24 protein-coding genes are annotated in these 18,923 nt (G+C 68.2%); 23 read left to right on the top strand and 1 reads right to left on the bottom strand.

Going from position 1 to position 18,923, the window contains the following annotated elements; all coding sequences use genetic code 11:
• Nucleotides 1-132: 132 nt before the first annotated feature.
• The 15 genes from G6N28_RS00005 (at nt 133) to G6N28_RS00080 (ending at nt 11,629) form a co-directional block, all read left to right on the top strand.
• On the top strand, nt 133-444 hold the full coding sequence (locus tag G6N28_RS00005; RefSeq protein ID WP_163896475.1) for a hypothetical protein: 312 nt from the start codon (nt 133-135) through the stop codon (nt 442-444).
• Nucleotides 441-779 carry a flagellar hook-length control protein gene (locus G6N28_RS00010; protein ID WP_235674413.1) on the top strand — a complete coding sequence of 113 codons (339 nt, stop codon included), beginning with the start codon at nt 441-443 and terminating at the stop codon, nt 777-779. Before G6N28_RS00005 ends, G6N28_RS00010 begins: the two co-directional genes overlap by 4 nt.
• A 162-nt stretch (nt 780-941) precedes the next feature.
• Nucleotides 942-1,289: a hypothetical protein gene (locus G6N28_RS00015; RefSeq protein ID WP_163896476.1), complete on the top strand. Its 348-nt coding sequence runs from the start codon at nt 942-944 to the stop codon at nt 1,287-1,289.
• A gap of 44 nt (nt 1,290-1,333) precedes the next feature.
• Nucleotides 1,334-1,552, top strand: coding sequence for a hypothetical protein (locus G6N28_RS00020; RefSeq protein WP_163896477.1), 219 nt, complete (start codon nt 1,334-1,336; stop codon nt 1,550-1,552).
• Nucleotides 1,553-1,562: 10 nt separating this feature from the next.
• Entirely contained in the window at nt 1,563-2,144 is a 582-nt protein-coding gene (locus tag G6N28_RS26910) for a hypothetical protein (RefSeq protein WP_220097480.1), read from the top strand.
• Nucleotides 2,145-2,416: 272 nt separating this feature from the next.
• A complete protein-coding gene (locus G6N28_RS00030) occupies nt 2,417-2,992 on the top strand; it encodes a recombinase family protein (protein ID WP_163905640.1) in 576 nt (191 codons plus the stop codon).
• Nucleotides 2,992-3,171, top strand: a complete 180-nt coding sequence (locus G6N28_RS00035) for a hypothetical protein (RefSeq protein WP_163896478.1) — start codon at nt 2,992-2,994, stop codon at nt 3,169-3,171. The genes G6N28_RS00030 and G6N28_RS00035 overlap by 1 nt, the downstream gene beginning before the upstream one ends.
• Before the next feature lie 27 nt (nt 3,172-3,198).
• Entirely contained in the window at nt 3,199-4,731 is a 1,533-nt protein-coding gene (locus G6N28_RS00040; RefSeq protein WP_163896479.1) for a terminase large subunit domain-containing protein, read from the top strand.
• A 227-nt stretch (nt 4,732-4,958) separates the two neighbouring features.
• Nucleotides 4,959-5,198 carry a hypothetical protein gene (locus G6N28_RS00045; protein ID WP_163896480.1) on the top strand — a complete coding sequence of 80 codons (240 nt, stop codon included), beginning with the start codon at nt 4,959-4,961 and terminating at the stop codon, nt 5,196-5,198.
• A gap of 244 nt (nt 5,199-5,442) precedes the next feature.
• The gene (locus tag G6N28_RS00050; RefSeq protein WP_163896481.1) at nt 5,443-5,667 is read left to right on the top strand and encodes a hypothetical protein; all 225 of its coding nucleotides are present in this window, start codon (nt 5,443-5,445) and stop codon (nt 5,665-5,667) included.
• Nucleotides 5,664-6,284 carry a hypothetical protein gene (locus G6N28_RS00055; RefSeq protein WP_235674414.1) on the top strand — a complete coding sequence of 207 codons (621 nt, stop codon included), beginning with the start codon at nt 5,664-5,666 and terminating at the stop codon, nt 6,282-6,284. Before G6N28_RS00050 ends, G6N28_RS00055 begins: the two co-directional genes overlap by 4 nt.
• Nucleotides 6,281-6,700: a DUF1360 domain-containing protein gene (locus G6N28_RS00060; RefSeq protein ID WP_163896482.1), complete on the top strand. Its 420-nt coding sequence runs from the start codon at nt 6,281-6,283 to the stop codon at nt 6,698-6,700. The genes G6N28_RS00055 and G6N28_RS00060 overlap by 4 nt, the downstream gene beginning before the upstream one ends.
• A gap of 27 nt (nt 6,701-6,727) precedes the next feature.
• A complete protein-coding gene (locus G6N28_RS00065; RefSeq protein WP_235674415.1) occupies nt 6,728-8,644 on the top strand; it encodes a hypothetical protein in 1,917 nt (638 codons plus the stop codon).
• Nucleotides 8,644-11,430 (top strand): hypothetical protein, encoded by a 2,787-nt coding sequence (locus tag G6N28_RS00070; RefSeq protein ID WP_235674416.1) that lies wholly within the window; start codon nt 8,644-8,646, stop codon nt 11,428-11,430. The genes G6N28_RS00065 and G6N28_RS00070 overlap by 1 nt, the downstream gene beginning before the upstream one ends.
• 1 nt (nt 11,431) lies before the next feature.
• Nucleotides 11,432-11,629 (top strand): DUF7196 family protein, encoded by a 198-nt coding sequence (locus tag G6N28_RS00080; protein WP_163896458.1) that lies wholly within the window; start codon nt 11,432-11,434, stop codon nt 11,627-11,629.
• Between the two features lie 112 nt (nt 11,630-11,741).
• Here G6N28_RS00080 and G6N28_RS00085 read toward each other — a convergent pair whose 3' ends face one another.
• Nucleotides 11,742-12,317 (bottom strand): hypothetical protein, encoded by a 576-nt coding sequence (locus G6N28_RS00085; protein ID WP_163896483.1) that lies wholly within the window; start codon nt 12,315-12,317, stop codon nt 11,742-11,744.
• Nucleotides 12,318-12,559: 242 nt separating this feature from the next.
• Between G6N28_RS00085 and G6N28_RS00090 the strand changes: the two genes are divergently transcribed.
• From G6N28_RS00090 to G6N28_RS00125, 8 genes are all read left to right on the top strand, one after another.
• The gene (locus tag G6N28_RS00090; RefSeq protein ID WP_163896484.1) at nt 12,560-14,386 is read left to right on the top strand and encodes a major capsid protein; all 1,827 of its coding nucleotides are present in this window, start codon (nt 12,560-12,562) and stop codon (nt 14,384-14,386) included.
• A gap of 98 nt (nt 14,387-14,484) precedes the next feature.
• Complete coding sequence (locus G6N28_RS00095) at nt 14,485-15,315, top strand: hypothetical protein (RefSeq protein ID WP_163896485.1); 831 nt, start codon at nt 14,485-14,487, stop codon at nt 15,313-15,315.
• Between the two features lie 14 nt (nt 15,316-15,329).
• On the top strand, nt 15,330-15,749 hold the full coding sequence (locus G6N28_RS00100) for a hypothetical protein (protein WP_163896486.1): 420 nt from the start codon (nt 15,330-15,332) through the stop codon (nt 15,747-15,749).
• Nucleotides 15,746-16,003: a hypothetical protein gene (locus G6N28_RS00105; protein WP_235674417.1), complete on the top strand. Its 258-nt coding sequence runs from the start codon at nt 15,746-15,748 to the stop codon at nt 16,001-16,003. Before G6N28_RS00100 ends, G6N28_RS00105 begins: the two co-directional genes overlap by 4 nt.
• A 99-nt stretch (nt 16,004-16,102) precedes the next feature.
• Nucleotides 16,103-16,957 carry a hypothetical protein gene (locus G6N28_RS00110; RefSeq protein ID WP_163896487.1) on the top strand — a complete coding sequence of 285 codons (855 nt, stop codon included), beginning with the start codon at nt 16,103-16,105 and terminating at the stop codon, nt 16,955-16,957.
• Nucleotides 16,958-16,966: 9 nt separating this feature from the next.
• Nucleotides 16,967-17,581 (top strand): hypothetical protein, encoded by a 615-nt coding sequence (locus G6N28_RS00115; protein ID WP_163896488.1) that lies wholly within the window; start codon nt 16,967-16,969, stop codon nt 17,579-17,581.
• A gap of 38 nt (nt 17,582-17,619) precedes the next feature.
• Nucleotides 17,620-18,369: a hypothetical protein gene (locus tag G6N28_RS00120; RefSeq protein ID WP_163896489.1), complete on the top strand. Its 750-nt coding sequence runs from the start codon at nt 17,620-17,622 to the stop codon at nt 18,367-18,369.
• Nucleotides 18,366-18,905, top strand: a complete 540-nt coding sequence (locus G6N28_RS00125) for a hypothetical protein (RefSeq protein WP_235674418.1) — start codon at nt 18,366-18,368, stop codon at nt 18,903-18,905. Before G6N28_RS00120 ends, G6N28_RS00125 begins: the two co-directional genes overlap by 4 nt.
• Nucleotides 18,906-18,923 lie beyond the last annotated feature (18 nt).

Below are 18,923 nucleotides of genomic sequence, written 5' to 3' on the forward strand. Positions count from 1 at the left end.
TTCGATAGAATCGCGTACTAAGCCGATAGCCGCCTCCGCTGCCAACACAAAACCTGGGACGACATCGCCGCAGCATGCGGCTACGGATCAGCCGCCGCAGCCTGCAAAGCCGTCACCCGCTACATCGAACGCATGCCACCCGAAGAAACCGCCATGGCCCGCGCACTATCCGCCGGCACCTACCGCATGGTCATCAACGAACTCCACCAAATCGCCGAAGCCGCCCAACAGCAGAACAAGCACACCCCGGCACTGCAAGCGCTGCAGGCCATCGCCGACGTCCAAGAGCGCCACGACAAGCTCATCGGGATCGCCCCGGTCGCCCCGGCCACTGAGGTCAACGTGAACATCGGCGCGGCCGAGGCGCTCGAGCAGATGCGGTCACAGTTGACGCGGGTGATCGACGCCGAGGTCATCGGCGAGGTGCGGGAGCTGGGGGCGTGAGCGGCGACCAGGCCGCGGTGAAGGCGGCGAAGAAGGCGGCTGTGGGTGCGGCGATGGACCTGGCCGAGGACATCGCGATGGGCCGCGTCGACGTCGCCGAACTGCGCGCGCTGGTCGCCGAGGAGTGCCGGGCGCTGTTCGGGACGGTGGTCGGGCCGGCTGATCCGCTGTGGGGGCTTCAGTGCGATGTGATGCGGCAGTGCGCGGCGTTGGGTGGGATGTCGTGGGAGGAGCACGCGGAGTGGGCGGCGGTGTTCCGGCCCGCCGACGCCGCCGAGCCGGGGGTGTCGTGGATCGAGCAGGTGTTGGCCGAAGGCGCCGACGACGACGGCTAGCCGTCTATTTGGGGTACACCCGTGTGAGACACCGTGGGTGGGGGGCACGGTGGTGGGGTGACCTGCACTGATGTGTGTCTAAAAAAGTTGTAGACGGCTTGATAGACGCTGGTCTATCATGGTCTAGACACCAGTTGGACACCGAGATTGAGGGGGGACCAAATGACCACCACCGCCACCGAGCGCCAGATCGCCTACGCCCGCCAGCTGCAGGCCGACATCCGCGAGCGCATCACCTGGGAGTTCAACCGCGACACCGTTCGCGGCAGCTTCACCCCGGAGCTGAACCCCGAGACGATGGCGCGGGTGCGCGCGCTGCGCGCCGAGGGCCGCCGCGACGAGGCCAAGGCGCTGACCGCCGAGGCCCGCGCCGATCAGCGCGCCGCCGCCGACGCCGCCATCGACGCCTACCTCGTCCGTCGCCAGGAGCTCGCCGACGCCGACATCGACAGCATGGACCGCGACCAGATCAGCGCGTACATCGACGACGCCAAGCGCGCGATCTTCTGACCACCACCAACCACACCATCCACGAGAGAGATCAGGAGGACACCATGATTCGAGTCCACGACACCAACACCGGGCGTTCCGCGGTCATCGCCGGCGCTGATGATCTGCCGGAGGCCATCCGGCCCTGGTACCCGGACGCCCTGGACGAGGTGTACGAGGTGATCGACCGGCTCGCCGACAACATCCGCAATGTGGAGCCGACGCACGAGGAGTGCGCGTACCTCGGCATCGAGTGGGAGTGGGCCGACGATGACGAGTCGTGAGGAGCGTCTGATGCTGAGAGTGGTTTTCGCCGTGGGGGTGCTCGTCGGCGCGGCGCTGGGTGTGCCGGTCGGCCCGGCGATCATCACCGCCTACGCCGACCCTGCGCCGGTCGTCGACCAGTTCGACCAGCGTTCGTTCCCGTGCCAGGAGGACGAGGTGCTCGGTTACGCGCCGCAGTTCGGGCCAGATCGGGTGGGCTGCATCCACATCGAGGATCTGACCCCGGTGACCGCCGACGGTTCGCAGCAGGCCGTCCCCGATGTGGGGGCGGCCTCGCCGCGTCTGCAAGATGTGATCGCTGAACGGTTCCACGGTGAACGGTGGCTGGACCCATCCTCGCTCGAGGACTTCGCAGAGATCGCCGCCGATGCGGCCCGTGACTGGCGTGAGGCGTGCATGATCCGCACGGTCGAGCAGCTCGACGCGCTACCGGCTGGCGCGGTGATCCGTGTTGGCCGCGGCGGCGTGCTTCAGCGTGGGCGTAGTGGCTGGTTTTCGCCGGGTTTCGAGGTCGGGCAGGACGGCGAGGATCTCGTCGAGTCGGGCGCGGAGATCGTGCTGGTGTGGCACCCGGATTGGAGCGACCAGTGAGCGGCGGGGAACGTCTGACGGCCCGGCAGCTCGAGGTGTTGCGCGCTCTGCGTGACGCGCCGCCGTCGGAGCACTGCGAGCGCATCGGGGCGTCTGGGTACTTCCGCCCGCAGGATGTGGGCCACCGCGTATCCGAGGTGCTGGCGCAACTCGACGCGAAAGGTCTGGTTGAGCGCAGCCCAAAGCGGCCAACGACGTCGAACGCGTTGTACCGGCTGAGCGATTTCGGCGCGGCTGTTGCGGCCGCCGACGCCACTGAGGCGGGATCAGCGATGACCGGCCAGCATGTCGGCTACGTCCGCGTCTCCACCGTCGACCAAAACACCGAACGCCAACTCGACGGCATCGAACTCGACAAGGTGTTCACCGACCACGCCAGCGGCAAAGACACCCGCAGGCCGGCGCTCGAGGAATGCCTCGACTACGTGCGGGAGGGTGACACGCTCGTCGTGCATTCGATGGACCGGCTCGCCCGGTCGCTGGTGGATCTGCGGACGGTGGTCGACGACCTGACTGGCCGGGGCGTCGATGTGCGGTTCGTGAAGGAGAGTTTGACGTTCACGCGTGACGAGTCGGATCCGTGTTCGGTGCTGATGTTGTCGATCATGGGGGCGGTCGCGGAGTTTGAGCGGTCGATGATCCGGGAGCGGCAGCGTGAGGGGATCGCGATCGCGAAGGCGAAGGGCCGCTACAAGGGCCGCAAGCCGGCGCTCACGCGGGCGCAGGTGGTGGAGGTTGCGCAGCGGTTGGCGGCTGGTGAGTCGGCGACCAGGTTGGCTGAGGAGTTCGGGGTGTCGCGGGCGACGGTCTACAACACGCGGTCCCGGGCCGTGGAAGGTGGGCAGTGATGGATCGTGACGAGGTGCGCCAGTTGGTGCGGGATGAGTTGCAGCGGATGGCTGAGGACGGCGAGCTCGAGCGGCTGCTGGAGGTATCGCGGGCGTGCGCGCCGTACCGGGCTGCCGGGGTAACCCCGCCGGGTAGCAGGCAGTCGCGGGCCTGTGACCGGGCGCTCGACGACATCTGACCACCCTGGGCTGACACCCTCGTGGGCATGCGGGATTTGGTGCGGACCCTGGCCGCGGCGCGGTATGTGCAGGTGGCGCGCCGCGACATCCGGCCCCAGTCGCCGGCCGAGCTCGCCCGCCGGCTGGACCCGAAGTTCGTCGTAACCCCCACGATCCGGCTCTTGAGCGATATCGCGGTGCGGGCGTTCCACCAGCCTGACCAGCGTGACGTCGTGTCCTGCCCGCCACGAACCGGTAAGTCGCGACTGCTGGCGATCTGGCTGATCATCTGGGCGTTGATGGAAGACCCGGACAGCGAGAACGTGCTGGTGTCCTACAGCGACGAACTGGCGCAGGCGCACAGCCGTGAGGCGCGCCAGTTGATCAACGAACACGCCGACTTCCTCGGCTACCGGCTGAGTCCGGACAAGACGGCTGTGGGCCGGTGGCGGGTCGAGGGCCGTAAGGGTGGCCTGTTGGCGACGGGCATCAACTCGGGTGTGACCGGGTTCGGTGTGTCGGGGATTTTGGTGATTGACGACCCGGTGAAGGACGCGGCGGAGGCGGACAGCAAGGCGCACCGTAGGCGGGTTTTGAATGAGTATCGGTCGACGTTGGCGACGCGTGTGCATCCGGGGGCGTCGACGCTGCTGGTGATGACTCGCTGGTCGGAGTCTGATCTGGCGGGTGAGTTGTTGGCGCAGGAGCCGGATGTGTGGCGGCATACGAACATTCCGGCGGTGGCTGAGGCGGGTGTGCCGGATGCGCTTGGTAGGCGGCCGGGGGTGCCGATGGTGTCGGCGTTGGGGTTCACGGCTGAGCATTTCGCTGCTGCGCGTCGCACGTCGGGTGAGCGGACGTGGTATGCGCTGTATCAGGGTGTGCCGTCGGCGCCGGAGGGCGGTCTGGTGAAGCGGGAGTGGTTGGAGGCGTGGCGGTTGCGGGTGGCGCCTGTGCGTCCGGTGTTGACGGTGGTGGGTGTGGACCCGTCGGACTCGGGTGAGGGTGATTCGTGCGGGCTGGTGGCGGTGTCGCTGACGGCGGATGGGGTGGTGGCGTTGATCGCTGACGAGAGCGCGCCGATGACGTCGGATGCGTGGGCGCGGGCCGCGGTGGAGTTGGCTGTGGAGGTCGGGGCGTCGGAGATTGCGGTTGAGGCGTTCGCGGCCAGGGAGACCTATACGCGGGTGGTTCGGGAGGCGCTCGGTCGGGCGAAGGTGGATCGGCCGATCCGGGTTAGTGGTTGGCCGCCGAAGGGCCGCGCCAGGGTCGGGGACGCTGTCGCCCGCAGCTCGGCGCTGCTGCAGGCGCTCGAGGTTGGTACGTGTCGGTTGGCGGGGTATTTCCCGGAGTTCGAGCAGAAGGCCGTCACGTGGCAGGCGGGTCAGCATCAGCCGGACTCGTTGGCGGCTCTGGTGGTTGGGCATGATGTGCTGGTGCATGCGGTGGGCCGGGGTTGGTCGATTTCGTCGCCGGGTGCGGGTGTGTTGGGCGGCGCGCCGGATCCGTTCGCGGCTGCGCGCGGCGCGGGTTCGGTGACGGGTATGGATGATTGGATGCGCCGCAAGGTCGCTGGCTGACGCTCAAGTCGGGCGGCGGGAATCGAACCCGCTAGGCCAGTTCCGGTCGCGCGCGGCGGCTCGGCTTTGGTCGGTCGAACTGACTCTCCCCGCCGGTGGCGGGTGGACTTGCGCCAGTGCCCGAACTTGAGCGTCCGACCCTGATTCTAGCGGCGTGGGCCGCGTGTTGTCGTCGGTCGTTTGCAAGCCGCGTCGGCTGATGATCGGCGTGGCGGTACGGTTCGGGTGTGCATGATGATGACTTGTCGCCGGTCGAGCAGGCTGAGCGGATCGTCGCCGATGAGATGACGCGCCATCTGCATGCGGCGGCGACGCAGTTGGCGCAGATCCCGGAGTTGTTCGAGGGTTTGGCCGCGGCGGTGGATGCGTTGGTGGAGCGGTTGGGGCCGTTACGGGCGTTGTATCAGCAGATCGCCGATTATGAGCGGGAGACGGTCGATTTCATGGAAGACCAGATGCGGTTTTGAGTGGTGGGGTCGCTTGGCAGCCTCTTGGGCGCGACCCCGGGCCCGCAATGACCGGACACACTCCAAACCGGGTGCTGCCTGTGGTCGGGAGGTTAACGCGGTGCGGTGATGGCCTCGGGTCGCGAAAGGCGGTGTGACCGTGATGTTATCTGCGGCGTGATCTGGCCCACTGCCACGATTACGGTTTAGCGGCAACGGGTTTCGCGTGGCCTGACCCGGTGACGGGTGGGCTTACCTTGGCGCTGTGGGGCCGGACGATCAGGTGGTCGAGACGCTGGTGCATATCCACGTCGTGCCCAACCCTGACACCGTCGAGCACACCGCCAGCCCGGAATGCGTGTGCGGCCCAACGCTCGACGAGCCCGAACCCGACGACGAGGCGCCCGAGGTTCCGTGCTGGCGTCACCACGCCCTCGACCCCGACACCGCAGCCGCGATCTCTGAAGCGATGTCCGAGGACGACGATTGACCAGCGCGCCGCGGTGGGAACCCGACGACCCCAACCTCGCCGAGGTCGTCCTGTCGGCACCACGCGCACCCTTCAAAATGACCGCGCTCGCCGACCTGGACCGCTCATGGCTGGTGGCCGGACTGTCGGAGGTGGTACTCGGCGAGGCCGGATTGACCGCGGAGGAGATCGCTGAGCGCACCGGGTGCTGCCTGCGGCTGGTGCGCACGATCCGCGCTAGTGATGCGACGAAGGTCGCCGAGTACGCGCAGGTGCGCAACCGGGTTTTGGACGACGAACTGCGGGTCGAACGGATCAACCACGCCGCCACCCGCCGCGAACTCGCCGACGCCCAGTGTGAGCGCGACCGGCTACGCGCCCAGCTGGCGCAGATCCTCGACAAGCTGCAGACCGGCACGCTGGGGGCGTTCCCGCGCTGTGGGCACCCGAAGGTGAGGTACAACACGTACGAGTACGGCGGCCGGGTGTACTGCCGGCAGTGCCGCCGGGACTGGGACACAGCGAACCGGAAGCCGAAAACCGCCAGCTCAGAACGCGAATCCGTTAAGGGGAACGGAAATAGTGGGCCTGCGCGGGAGCGGCGTGTTCGCCTGACCGTTGTACCGTCCGCGATATGAACCAGAGCCTCGATCTCGCTGACCTCGCCGTGCTGGTGATCTATGTGCTCGCGGTGGCGCGGGTGACGCTACTGGTCAATACCGACAGGATCAGCGACCCGCTGCGGCTCTGGGTGGCGCACCGCGCCATCCTCGCGCAGAAGGCCGCCGACGAACACGCCGAAGCTGGGCGGGAGACGGTCGCTCAGCAGGTGGAGCGGCGGGCGATGCGGTGGGATCTGCTGTCGTATCTGCTGGGCTGCCCGTGGTGTGTGGGTTTGTGGCTGGCGTTGGGGTCGGGGATCGTGCCGGTGCGGCTCATCGGCTGGTCGTGGTGGGTGGTTATTCCGCTGGGGTTGGCGTGCTCGTATGTGGTGGGGTTGTTATCGCGGCTGACCGAAGATGAGAACGCCGAGATCGTCGCCAGCGAGGGCTAAACACCCAGCTTGGCTACCTTGCAGCGTGTGGCCGCCCCCGAGTTGCGTGTGGTTCGGCGCCGGAAGGGCGCGCTGACCGCCTCCGTTGCCCCGCCGGGTAAGGCGCTTGTTGCGGCTAGTGCGCCGGTCGAGAAGGCCGACGACGTGTTCCGCGCCGCCGGGTTGGCGGGTCGCCGCGAGAACTGGCAGGACGAAGCCTGGGAGCACTACGACCGGGTCGGCGAGTTCAGCTTCTATGTGCGGTGGCGTGCCCGCACATGCTCGCGGGTGCGGCTGGTGGCCTCCGAGATCGACCCCGACACCGGTATTCCCACGGGCAGCGTCGACCCGGAGAGCAAGGACGGTCAGCGGTTCGCCGAGATGGTTCACTCCATCGCCGGCGGGCCGCTGGGTCAGGCAGCACTGATCGAGCGCCTGACAGAGGTTCTGTGCGTGCCGGGAGAGGTGTGGATTGCGCTGCTGCAACGACCCGAGGGTCAGCGGTGGTTCGCGGTCACGCGCGAGGAGATCGAGCAGTCCACCAAACGCAACAGCGTCAAGATCACGCTGCCCGACGGCAAGACGCACGACTTCGACAAGGACGCCGGTGACGGCATGTTCCGGGTGTGGAATCCGCACGCGCGTAGGGCGAGCGAACCGGACAGCCCGGCGCGTGGTGTGCTCGATGCGCTGCGTGAGATCGTGCGGTCGACGAAGCGGATCAGTAATGCGGATCTGTCGCGGCTGATCAGCGCAGGGATCCTGGCCATCCCGTCGGAGGCGTCGCTGCCGTCGGCGGCCGCGCCGGTGTCCGCGGACAAACCGGAGGGCTCGCCGGAGCCGCCGGAGTCGGAGTCTGCGGCTGAGCAGCTGCAGCAGAAGATCATCCGCGTCGCGTCGACCGCCGCCGAGGAGGGTGAGAAGTCGCTGGCGTCGCTGGTGCCGCTGGTGATCAACGGGCCGGGCGAGTGGCTCGACAAGATCCAGCACATCACGTTCGGTGACGAGGTCACCAAGGACGCGCTCGAGACGCGTGACAAGGCGGTCACCCGGCTTGCCCGCGGGCTGGACATGAGCCCCGAGCAGCTGCTCGGCCTGGGGTCGACGTCGAATCACTGGAACTCGTTCCTGCTCAAGGACGAGGACGTGCAGGTGTTCGTCGCGCCGATGATGAAGACGATCTGCCAGGCGATCTATGAGCGCGTGTTGCGCGACATGGCCACCAAAGCGGGGATCGACGCGACGAAGTACACACTGTGGTTCGATGCCTCCGCGATCACCGCCGACCCGGACCTGTCGGATGAGGCCAGGGAGGGCCACGACCGGGGCGCGGTGACCTCGGCGGCGCTGCGCAGACTCAACAGCCTGCCCGAGGACAGCGGCTATGACCTGACGACCATCGAGGGGTGGCAGGAGTTGGCGCGCGACAAGATCGCGAAAGCCGACCCGGCCGTCGCCGCTGAGCTGCTGCGTGAGTGGAGGCCGCTGCTTGACCCGGTGATTCAGTCGATCCAGTTCCCAGAGCCGCTGCCGCGGCTGCCCGCCGGCCGTAGTGGTGACAGCGGCGGCGGCGTTGTCGACGGCGACGCCGACGAGGAACCCGACACTGAACGCAGCGCCGATGAGGACCGGCCGCGACCGGTGGTCGCGGCGGGGTCGCAGGTCGATCTGGAGGAGTTGGTCGTCGAGTTCTTCCGGGCGCGGGCCTTGGAGCTGGCGGGCAAGCGGCGCCGTACCCGCGCGGACATGGATCGTTTGCGCCATGTGCCGGCGCATCAGACGCACCGCTACATGGGGCCGGTCGCTGAGGGTGATGTCGGGCGGTTGATCAAGGACTGGGACACCATTCTCGATGACGACGAGTTGGCGGCGTGTGGTGTGGACCCGCAGCGTGTTCGGGCTGAGGTGAAGCGCCGAGCCGTGCGTGAATTGACCGCGCCGCTGCTCGACGGGCAGGTCGTGTGATGTGGCCGCGGCAGGGTGAGGCGTTGTCGCGGACGATCGAGGCTGAGGCGGCGATCGCCGACTTGTATGCCGAGGCGTTGCGCCGCTGGGCACCGGCTGCTCGGGCGGCGGTGCTGCCCTCGCTGACCGCCGCTGCCACAGAGTTGCCCCCGAACCCGGAGGGGTTGGGGCAGGCGCAGTCGGCGTGGGATGAGCACGCTGAGCAGATCATCTTGGCAGGGGTGGCAGTCCTGTGGGCGGCGGCGGCCTACGAGGCCGCTACCGGCCTCGGGACCGTCCCAGCCGCCGCGGCTGCCGCGGTAACACCGCAGGTGTCGACGGTGGTGCTCGGCATCGTCCTCGCCAGCCTGTTGATGCCGCGTGAGGAGGTGCTCGAGGCGGTCGCATTCGTCGACGCCGACCCGGCGCTGCGCGTCGCGCGTGACGAGTACATCGCGGCCAAGCGTGCCCAGGTCGCCGCGACGCCGCAGCTGGTGCAGGCCAAGCTAGAGAAAACGCTGGCCGACATGACGATGACCGTCGAACACACCACCACCCTCGACGACGGCGCCGAACCGCAGATCACCGTCGAGGTGGTGCCCGAAACCCGCCCAGAGGTGCTGCGCAACGAGGCCGAGCTGGTGCTCGAACCGACATCGGAGCAGATGGCTGAGATCGTGCGCCAGCAGGGCTACCAGGCAGCCGGGGTGATGAACCACGCGGTGCTGGCGGCGGCCAAGCAGTCCGAGGACGCCGACGAGCTCGAGGCGGTGTGGCTGGCGACGCTGGACGGCAAGACCCGCCCGACCCATTGGGCGGCGTGGGGGCAGCGGGTACCACTCGGAACAGCGTTCACCGTCGGCGGTGAGCAGCTGCGCTACCCCGGCGACCCAGCCGGAAGCGCGAAAGAAACCTCGAACTGCCGCTGCCGCCTGGGAATCCTGGCGCGCGATGAGCCGCTGCCCGACGAGTTCGACCTGCACACCGAACGCCTGGATGGCCGCGACAGTGTGGCGATCCACCGGGAGGGACGCACGCAGGCAGAGGAAATTGAACGCCGACGCGCGCAGGGCAACGTGCGCGCACGCGACACCGCTGACGGTGCCGGCCGGTTCGCATCGACCGCGCCGGCAGGGATGGAACAGGAGAGCAGCGACATGACGAAGCCGAGCGACCTGGCCGCGAAGCGCGCCGCGAACGCTGAGAAGTCCGCGCAGGTCAGCGAGGGCATCTTGCCCACGACCACCCAGGTGTCCGAGGAGATGGCGGCGGCCGAGTTCAAGGCTGAGGAGACGTTTCGGACGTTCACCGACGCGGTGTTCGCCGTGCTGGGCACCCCGACGTCGGATCGGCGGATGCTGGCCGCCGACATGGACTTGAAGTTCCGTAACTTCCCGCTGCCGCTGCAGTGGTGTGAACGCAGCAAGGGAGGTCACGACGATTCGGTGACCATCGGTGTGGTCGAGGACGGCCGCGTCGTCGACGGGATGGTGCTCGGGTCGGGCTACCTGCTCAACAACGAGCACGCCGACAAGGCGTTCGACCTGATGACGCACGGCGTCGCCAACCCGTCCGTTGATCTCGGCGGCGAACTAGAGGTCGTCGAAACCTACGAGGACGGCACCGCGGTCACTGATCAGAACTTCGACGCGCAGCGACCCGTCTACACCACGGTCACCCGCGGTGAGGTGCTGGCGACGACGATCGTGGCGATCCCGGCGTTCGGCGAAACCCGCATCACTCTCAACGCTGAACGTGAACCGCGCGACCGGGCGCTCGTCGCCAGCGCGGCAGAGAAGTTTCAGCCACGCGTCTATGACCCCGAACTGTTCTCCGACCCGCAGCTGGCCGGGCCGACGCCGCTGTCCATCGACCTCGAGTCGGGCCGCATCTACGGGCACGTCGCGGTGTTCAGTGAGAAGCACCGCTCGGTCGGGCTGGGCCACATCTCCCCGCCGCGCTCACGCAGCGGATACGCGCACTTTCACAGCTCACCGCCGGTGTATCTGTCCGACGGAACCCGCCTACCAGTCGGCCGGCTGACCGTCGGGATCGGGCACGCCCCCACCACGGGGGTGTCCAACGCTGCCGCGCAGGCGCACTACGACAACGCTGAGGCGTGCTTCGCGCTGGTGCGCGCCGGGGAGGACCGCCACGGCATCTGGGTGTCGGGGGTGGCCGCGCCGTGGGCTACACCGGAGAAGATCGAGATGGGCCTGTCGGCGCCGCTCTCAGGTGACTGGCGGCCCTACAACGGCGACCTCGAACTCGTCGCGGTGCTGGCGGTGAACACGCCGGGGTTCCTGTGCAGGGCGTCGACCGACGGCCAGGGCAACCCGTTGGCGATGGTCGCGTCGATGTCACCCCGCAGCGTCGACCATGTGTCAGCGCCGCAGGTGACGCTAGCCGACATCAAGGCCGTGGTCGCCGAGGCGTTGGAGGAGTCGACGCGCAGCCGCGAACTCAAGGCGCGCCGCGCCGCCGCGCTGGAGCGGGCACGCGCCGCGGTCGGTGACCCGCCGCCACCGATGACACCCACCGAGCGGGTGTATGCGCTGCTGGCCGAGCGGGTCGACGACTTCGCAGATGTGAGCCGAATGCCAGCGCAACTAAAGGCGTACTGGCTGAAGGGACCGGGCGCGGCGAAAATAGGCTGGGGAACAAAGGGGTCGTTCAATCGCTGTGTCGCCGCGATCAACGCCGAGATCGTCGAAGACGGCCGCAAGCCCTTGCCTGACCGGCAGATCAAGGGCCTGTGCGCGAATCTCTATCGCGAGGCGACCGGCATGAATCCGGGGAGGCACTGAGATGGCGTGCAGTAGGTGCGGTTCGGGCCGGCGGCGTGCGGGTGCGACGAAGCCGAAGACCGGTGTGAAGGTGCTCGGTTATGACTTCGTGCCGCCCGGTGGCGGCGCCGCAGTGCGCTATCTGACTGAGCTGGAGGCGCAGCGGGCGCAGCGTCGTCACGGCGGCGGCACGATCACCGAGGTCACGAAAGGCGGCTAGCGGTGCCGCGGGTATGGGTCGAGCGTCGACCCTGCCCGCACGTCACCAGTGTGACCGTTTGGCGCCGGGCGCGCCCGGTGCTGGTGTGCGCCCGCTGCGGAAAACCGATCCGTTAGGCGTCGGCGCCGTACGCCTGGTCCCGCGCTTTCCGTAGCGCACGGATCAGCGCGTTGATCTCGTCACGCCCGAGCTGGTCAGTGAACACCTGCGCCGGCACGGCGCCATGATCTGCGTCGTCGGGAACAGACACCACCGGCCAGTCGAGGATCTGCGCCTCAACGACGTTTTCGGTGTCGCCCTCGCGACGCCAGATCGTCCACGTCCCGAGGAACTCATCGCCGGGTTGCGCGAGTTCGGGGACCGTTTCGGAGACCTTGCGGGCGATGTGCCCGTCAGCACTGACTCTCACCGACCCGAGAGGCAGCCGTTCCACGGCGAACGGTGGGCATTCGCTGCAGCCGTGATATGCCAGCGGGATCGAGCCCTCTACAGCACGCAGCGCGCGGTTCTCGACCGCGATTTGTGCGTTGCGTTCGGTGCAGCCGTTGGGGCACACGGCTGCACCCCAAACGTGGCGCTCAACTTTCAACTGGACGTGATCGCCGTTGCCCTGCTTCGACCAGTGCACCGAGACTTCGGTGCCGTCGGCGGCGTCTGTGCGGGGGTACTGAACAACTTCGTACGGCATGGCCGTATCTCCTTCGCGGAAAACAAGGGCGTCGCGCCCTGACCGGCATCGCGCCGATCCGCTCCGAACAGTCCCAACCCGGCGTGCATACACCTCATGTGCATCACCCACACCACATGTGTGACCGGGGGTGTGCACGCCGCGTCTCTACGTTCACGCGGCAGAGAGCATTTGATGGCTGCGGGCCTGGATGCGATCGGCAAAACAGAAGACCAGAAGCATTCGCAGACAGGAGCACTGCAGTGGCAAAGTTCACGCTGCCTGATCAGTTGCCCGCCAACGTCGACGAGCTGGATCAGCTCGCCACGCAGGCGACCGCCGAGATCCGCATCTTTCAGGCCCGCGCCGAGGCGAACGACGAGTTCACCGAGGAAGAGGCCGCCCGGTTCGAGTACCTGCTCGACAGCCGCGACCAGATCACCGCTGAGCGGGACAAGGTCGTGGCCGCCGACGAGGCGCACGCCGAGAAACTCAACAGCCTGCTGAACCGGGCGACCACCGCGGACAAGCAGCCCGAGCCCGAGCCGCAGCCGGAGCCCGAGGCCACCGCCGACGAACAGGCGGCCGCCGAGGAACCGGCCGCCGACGCTGATGCTGCTGCGGCTGAGGTGGTCGCCGAAGCGGAGGAGGTCGCCGCCGAGGCTGCCGAGGCTGTTCCGGTCACCGCCGGTGCCGAGCATCGCCAGTTCACGGTCACCGGCGACAGCGACATCCCCGACGCTACCCGCGGTGAGAAGCCCAAGGGCTGGCAGCTGCTGCCGTCGGCGCCGAAGTTCGCCGAGTTCGGCACCGGGCCGGTCACCTCACGCGAGATCGCTGAGGCGATCGATTCGGTGCAGGTGGGCCAGCCCACCGGGCGCCAGCCCACCGGCAGCCGCAGCATCGGCGGTGTCTCGTTCGCCACCCAGGCGATCGCCAAGATGACCCGCCCGGTCGCCGGGAAGGTCATCGAGGACGCCCAGGAGATGCATGAGGCGCTGGAGCGGATCGCCGCCGAGGTGCCGGGCCAGGGCAAGGTGTCCGCGCAGGCGCTGGTCGCCGCGGGCGGCTGGTGCGCGCCGTCGGAGCAGCTGTACGACTTCTGCCCGACCGCGCCGGCGCTGGGCCTGGTGTCGCTGCCGGAGATCACGATTCGGCGCGGCGGGATCCGGTTCCCGGCCGAACCGGACTTCTCCGGGCTGCTGAACGGGTTCCACTTCACCGAGACGGAGCTGGAAGCCACCGACCAGTCGGGGAATCCGACGGCGATCAAGACACCGGTCGAGGTGCCGTGCCCCGATGAGTTCGTCGAGTACAGGCTCGAGGCGATCGGCTGGCACGTCAAGGCGGGCATTCTGCAGCGGCAGGGCTGGCCGGAGCTGATCGAGAAGTTCATCGATGAGTTGATGGTGGCTCACCAGCAGCGGGTGTCGGCGTTGACGGTGACGAAGATGGTCGCTGCGGCCAGCGGGACGACGATCGCGGCCGGGCCGGGTGTGCTCGGCGCGAAGTCCGGTGTCCTCAACGGGCTGCATCTGCAGGCACGCAATCTGCAGATCAAGACCCGCAAGGCCACCATCGAGGGTGTCGCGCCGATCTGGTTCCGCGACGTGCTGCGCGCTGATCTTGCGCTGCAGGAAGGGCTCGACGTGCTCGCCGTGTCCGACGCGCAGATCGACAACTGGCTGGCGGTGCGGGGCATCTACCTGCAGTACGAGGGCACCTGGCAGTCGCTGAGCGCGGGTCAGCCGGGCCATCTGGCGACGGTGGACTGGCCGACTTCGGTGCAGGTGCTGCTGTACCCGGCGGGCACGTTCTTCCGGTCGCTGGACAACGTGATCACGCTCGGCGTGCAGTACCCGATGGAGCAGGTCACGGTGAACCGGTACACGCACGGGTTCTTGGAGGACTCGTTCCTGGTCGGGAAGCGGTGCGACCCGGCTCTGCTGGTGACTGTGCCGTTGTGCGTGAACGGCGCGATCGGTGCCCGCGAGGAGATCGTCTGCACCAGCGGCAACGGCTCCGGTGAGGGCGAGGGCGAGGGCGAAGGTGAAGGCGAGGGTGAAGGTGAAGGCGAGGGCGAGGCCTGAGCCGCCGGAGCTGAACCCGTGAGGACTGAAAGCCGGGCGTCGCAACCGAGGCCGGCGCCCGGCTTTCACCCCCACCCGACGATGAAGGGACGGACGCCGTGACGACCCCGCAAACGCTGGACGCGGTGAAGATCGATGTTCCGTTGGTCAACCCGGCGCAGATCGGGCTGTTTGCGCTGACCATCTGGACCGATGAGGACACGCCGCTGCGGTGGCTGGCCGGTGTCGACCTGCGGGTGTTCAACTACGGCGGCGAGGCCGCGTCCGGCCCGTGGCAGCCGGACTGGTGCGCGTCCGAGAACGACCTCGGCGAAGAAGACGTTAAGCAGGGCACCCGCCCGGAGTTCCCGAACACGTTTGTGCCGTTGACGACGTGGGCGGCTGACGACTGCGACCTGCGTAAGTCCAGCCGTGACGAGGTGGAGCTGCGGTCGCGGCAGGTGCACCGGCTGCAGGAGCCGCTGCAGGTGGAGCGGCATCTGGCGGCGCGGATGCTCACCGACGCGACCAGCCCGACCGCGGTCACCGATGTGGTGGGGGCGGTGTCGGTGTTGGAGGCCGCGCTGGCTGAGACGAACACGGTCGGCATGATCCACGCCGGCGCGCAGTGGGCGGCGCTGGCGGCGCAGGCGCAGCTGATCGTGCGGACGGGTTCGGGGTTGAAGACGCCCCTGGGTCACACGTGGGTGTTCGGCGGCGGCTACGTCGACGCGTTGGGCACGGTGTTGGTGGCGACGTCGCCGACGCTGGGGTGGCGCGGCCCGACTACTACTCGACCAGGTCCGATCGTGGAGGTCAACGAGTTTCACGCCGTCACGGAGCGGTCGCTGGTGATCGGGTACGAGCATCTGGCCGCCGCCGTCGATATCGGCGGTGGCGGCTCCGGTGAAGGCGAAGGTGAAGGCGAAGGCGAAGGCGAAGGCGAGTAGGGAGGGCGGTTGTCGTGCCGGTCGGTGTGAATGTGAGCGTCGAGGGCGGTGTGGCGACGATCGACTTCGTTGACCGCTCCCAGCGTGGGGTCGGGATCGGGCGGCTGCTGAGGGCGGCGGGCGATCCGGGCCTGGTGGAGAAGCGCACTGGTGGTCCGCGTCCGGTGTATCGGGTGCCGGTGCGGGTGGCCGCTAAGGCGGGGATGATCGACCGCCCGACCCGGCCCGCAGCGCCGCAGCCGCCGGCCGCGCCTTCGGCCGCGCCTTCGCGGGGTTATGACGACGGCTGGCCGGACATGGACTGGTCACGCCGCGCGATCAACGAGTTCGCCGGGGCCGCAATGACGCCGCCGCTGGATGTCACCGGCGAACCGAACAAGCGGGCCGCGCTCGACGCGATCGAAGCCCACCGACGCGCCAACCCAGGCCAGTGATCGAAATTCCCGAGACGATCCAAGCCACGGGCGTCGCGGTCGCAGCTGTCCTGACCGCCTGGCAGGCCAGGACTTCGATGAAGCTGCGCGAACTGGAGCATCGGCTCAAAGCCGTCGAAACCGAGCGTGACGAGTTCCGGTTGAAGCTGCGCGCCGCCGTGCGCCATATCCGCGAGTGGATGGCATGGGCCATAAAACACGACGAGGGACAACCGCCGCCGTCAGTGCCGCCTGAACTACGCGACGAGGTATAAGCCCGGCTGCACCCTGCCCTCTTAGTGTCCGAACTGCCTCGGGGAACGAACTGGAAACGGCGCACACAGCGCGCCTTACAGCAGGAGGACACCCCGCCAATGACCGCTGTCGTCAAGGGGCTTCGGCTCCGGGTTACCAAGACCGACGCGTGCGGCCTCCCTCTTGAGGGCGCCGCGAACCGACTCGTCACGAACGGATTCATCCGGTTCAACCTCGACCCGGAGATGAAGGCCCGCAACGACCTCGAGCAGGCCAACGCCGCCGGCGAGGTGTGCGTGTCGTCGTCCACCCCGGCCGAGCGTAAGTGGTGGAACACCGAGATCCAGCTGTGCGGCGTCGACCCTGATCTGTTCGCGCTGATCGCGGGGTCGGCGCGGGTGCTGGACTACGAGGGCAAGCCGGTCGGGTTCATCGACCGCGCGCTGCCCGAAACCGATTCGGGTGTGGCGTTTGAGCTGTGGACCGGTGTCGGCGACGACGACGGCTGCCCGATCCCCGAGGACGACTCGATCTTCTCGGCGACCACATCGGGGCCGGGCTGGGGATATTTCCTGTGCATGGGCAAGGAGTTTGTGCTGGGCGGGTTCCCCATCGAGGAGGCGGTGACGACGTTCACCCTGTCGGGGCGCACGTTCAACCCGAAGCGGTGGGGTCGCGGCCCGTACAACGTTGCGGCGACCGACAGCTCGGGCACGCCTGGCCGTCTGCTGGTCCCGGCCTACGACGAGTCCGCGGAGAACCATCTGGTGCACTTCTGGACTCCGGTGCCGCCGCCTCCGGTGACTGACGGGGCGTGCGAGTTGGCGGTGCAGTCGATCTTCACTGGCCCGCCGACGTACTTCGGGCCCAGCGCTGCCGCCATCGCACCGGATCAGCCGGCCTGCGGCGGCAGCGGTGAGGGCGAGGGCGAAGGCGAAGGTGAAGGCGAAGGCGAGGGTGAGGGTGAAGGCTAAACCCGCCGCATGACACAAGGCCAAACACCGCCCGATACGCTGCTGCTGCTGTCCGGGGGCATCGACTCCGCGTACTGCCTGTGGCAGCGTGTCAAGGCCGGCCTGGTCACTCGCACCCATCACGTGTCGCTGGCCGACCACGAAGGCCGGCAGGCCGTGGAAGACCGCGCCGCCCAACGGATTCTGGCGTGGATGCGCAGCAACGGCGGCGACGGGCTGATCGAGCACTCAACGTCGGCGATGGACTTTCGGACAATGTGGATTCCGAAGAACTTCCACGCCTGGGCCTATTGGGCGGGCGTCATCATGGCCTCACCGTCGGGTCGGTCGATCACGACGGTGATTCTGCCGCGCCACGCTGATGCGTTCCGGGGTGGCGTGAACTCGCCGGGGGCACGCGCATCCGACGCCGCCTACCGTGGGCACATCAAACTGCTGTGCGGGCGCGAACCGAAGTTGTCGCTGCCGATGGTGCATCTGACGAAGGCTCAGGTCGTCGCCGAAATGCCGGAAAGCCTGCTGCGGCTGTGCTGGTATTGCCGCCGTCCTCGCGGTGGTCAGCCGTGCCATAAGTGCATGACGTGCAGGCAGGTCGATCCGGCGCTGGCGGCTCGCCGCCGCTGAAGCGGTTGTGAGCACCCTGGATTCGTACCGTTGTCGCCATGTCGTGCGAGTGGCCTGTGGACCGGACCTGCCTGCCCCTGCCTGAGCTGGGGGAGGATCCGAGCGACGACGAGCAGGCCGCCTACGACCGGGCGCTGGCGCGGCGCAACGCCGCCGAAGACCTGGCCGTTCACGTGCTGTGGGCGTTGTCGGGTCGGCGGTTCGGTCTGTGCGAGATGACGGTGCGGCCGTGCCCGGCGCTCGGCGTTCCTCCCGGCCCGTACCTGTTCGGGACGCAGGGCGGCCTGGGCGGGTTGTGGGCGAACATTGCGTGCGGGTGCCTCGGCACGTGCACGGTGACGGGGCCGCGGGTGGTGCACCTGCCCGGCCCGGTCGCCGCAGTGACTGCGGTGACGATCGCCGGGGAGGTGCTCGACCCCAGCGGCTACCAGCTCGAGGGCAACACCTTGTACCGCACGGGCGGCGGGTCGTGGCCGCGGCAAGACCTCGGCCGCCCGCTCGGCGAATCGGGCACATGGTCGGTCACCTACAAGCGCGGGGTGCCGGTACCTGCCGGGGTGGACAAGCTGACCGGCGAACTGGCCAAGGAGTTCCTAAACGCCTGCGACGGCGACGAGGACCGCTGCCGGCTGCCGCGCACACTGATCTCCACATCACGCAGGGGCGCGACGAACGTGTTCGACCCGGCGAAGATCATCGCCGCTGGCTACACCGGCCTGACTGAGGTGGATCAGTGGCTGGCAGCGGTGAACCCGAACCGCTTGGCGCAGGATTCGGTGGTGCTGTGACCAGCCCGCCGCCGTGCGTTGATCCGGCCTCTGAGGTTGTGAACCTGTTCGTGCTCACGATGCGGCAGGCGTTCAAACCCGACGGGGAGTGCCCACCGGTCGGGGGCGGGTCGGAGACGGTGCGGTTCTTCGCCGGCGACGACGGGGTGCTGGCGTATTGGGATCCGAACGGGCGCGGCTGCGAAGACCCGTTCCTGTGGGTGCGGTTGTGGCGGCGCTACCGATCCAGCTCGAAGGCGTTCCCGGCGGCGGTGGTCGCCAACCGTAACTGCCGCAACAAGGACACGTTCGCGGTGGTCGAGGTCGAGATCGGCGTCGGCCGCTGCGCGTCGACCGAGGTGAACCCGAAGTGGTCGGTGCTGGAGACTGAGGCCGAGGTCAGCCTCGATGATTCGTGGCGCATCGAGACGGCGCTGAGGACCGCGGCGTGCCGGCTGCAGTCCGAAACACGTGCAGTCGCCACCGATACAGTCGCCGCGTCCGGCCCCGAGGGTGGGTTGATCGCGTGGACCGGTGTGGCCTACGTGCAGATCTGAGGAGGCGATCGCGGTGGC

Origin of the sequence: Mycolicibacterium pulveris (assembly GCF_010725725.1) — a bacterium.
Lineage (GTDB): Bacteria > Actinomycetota > Actinomycetes > Mycobacteriales > Mycobacteriaceae > Mycobacterium > Mycobacterium pulveris.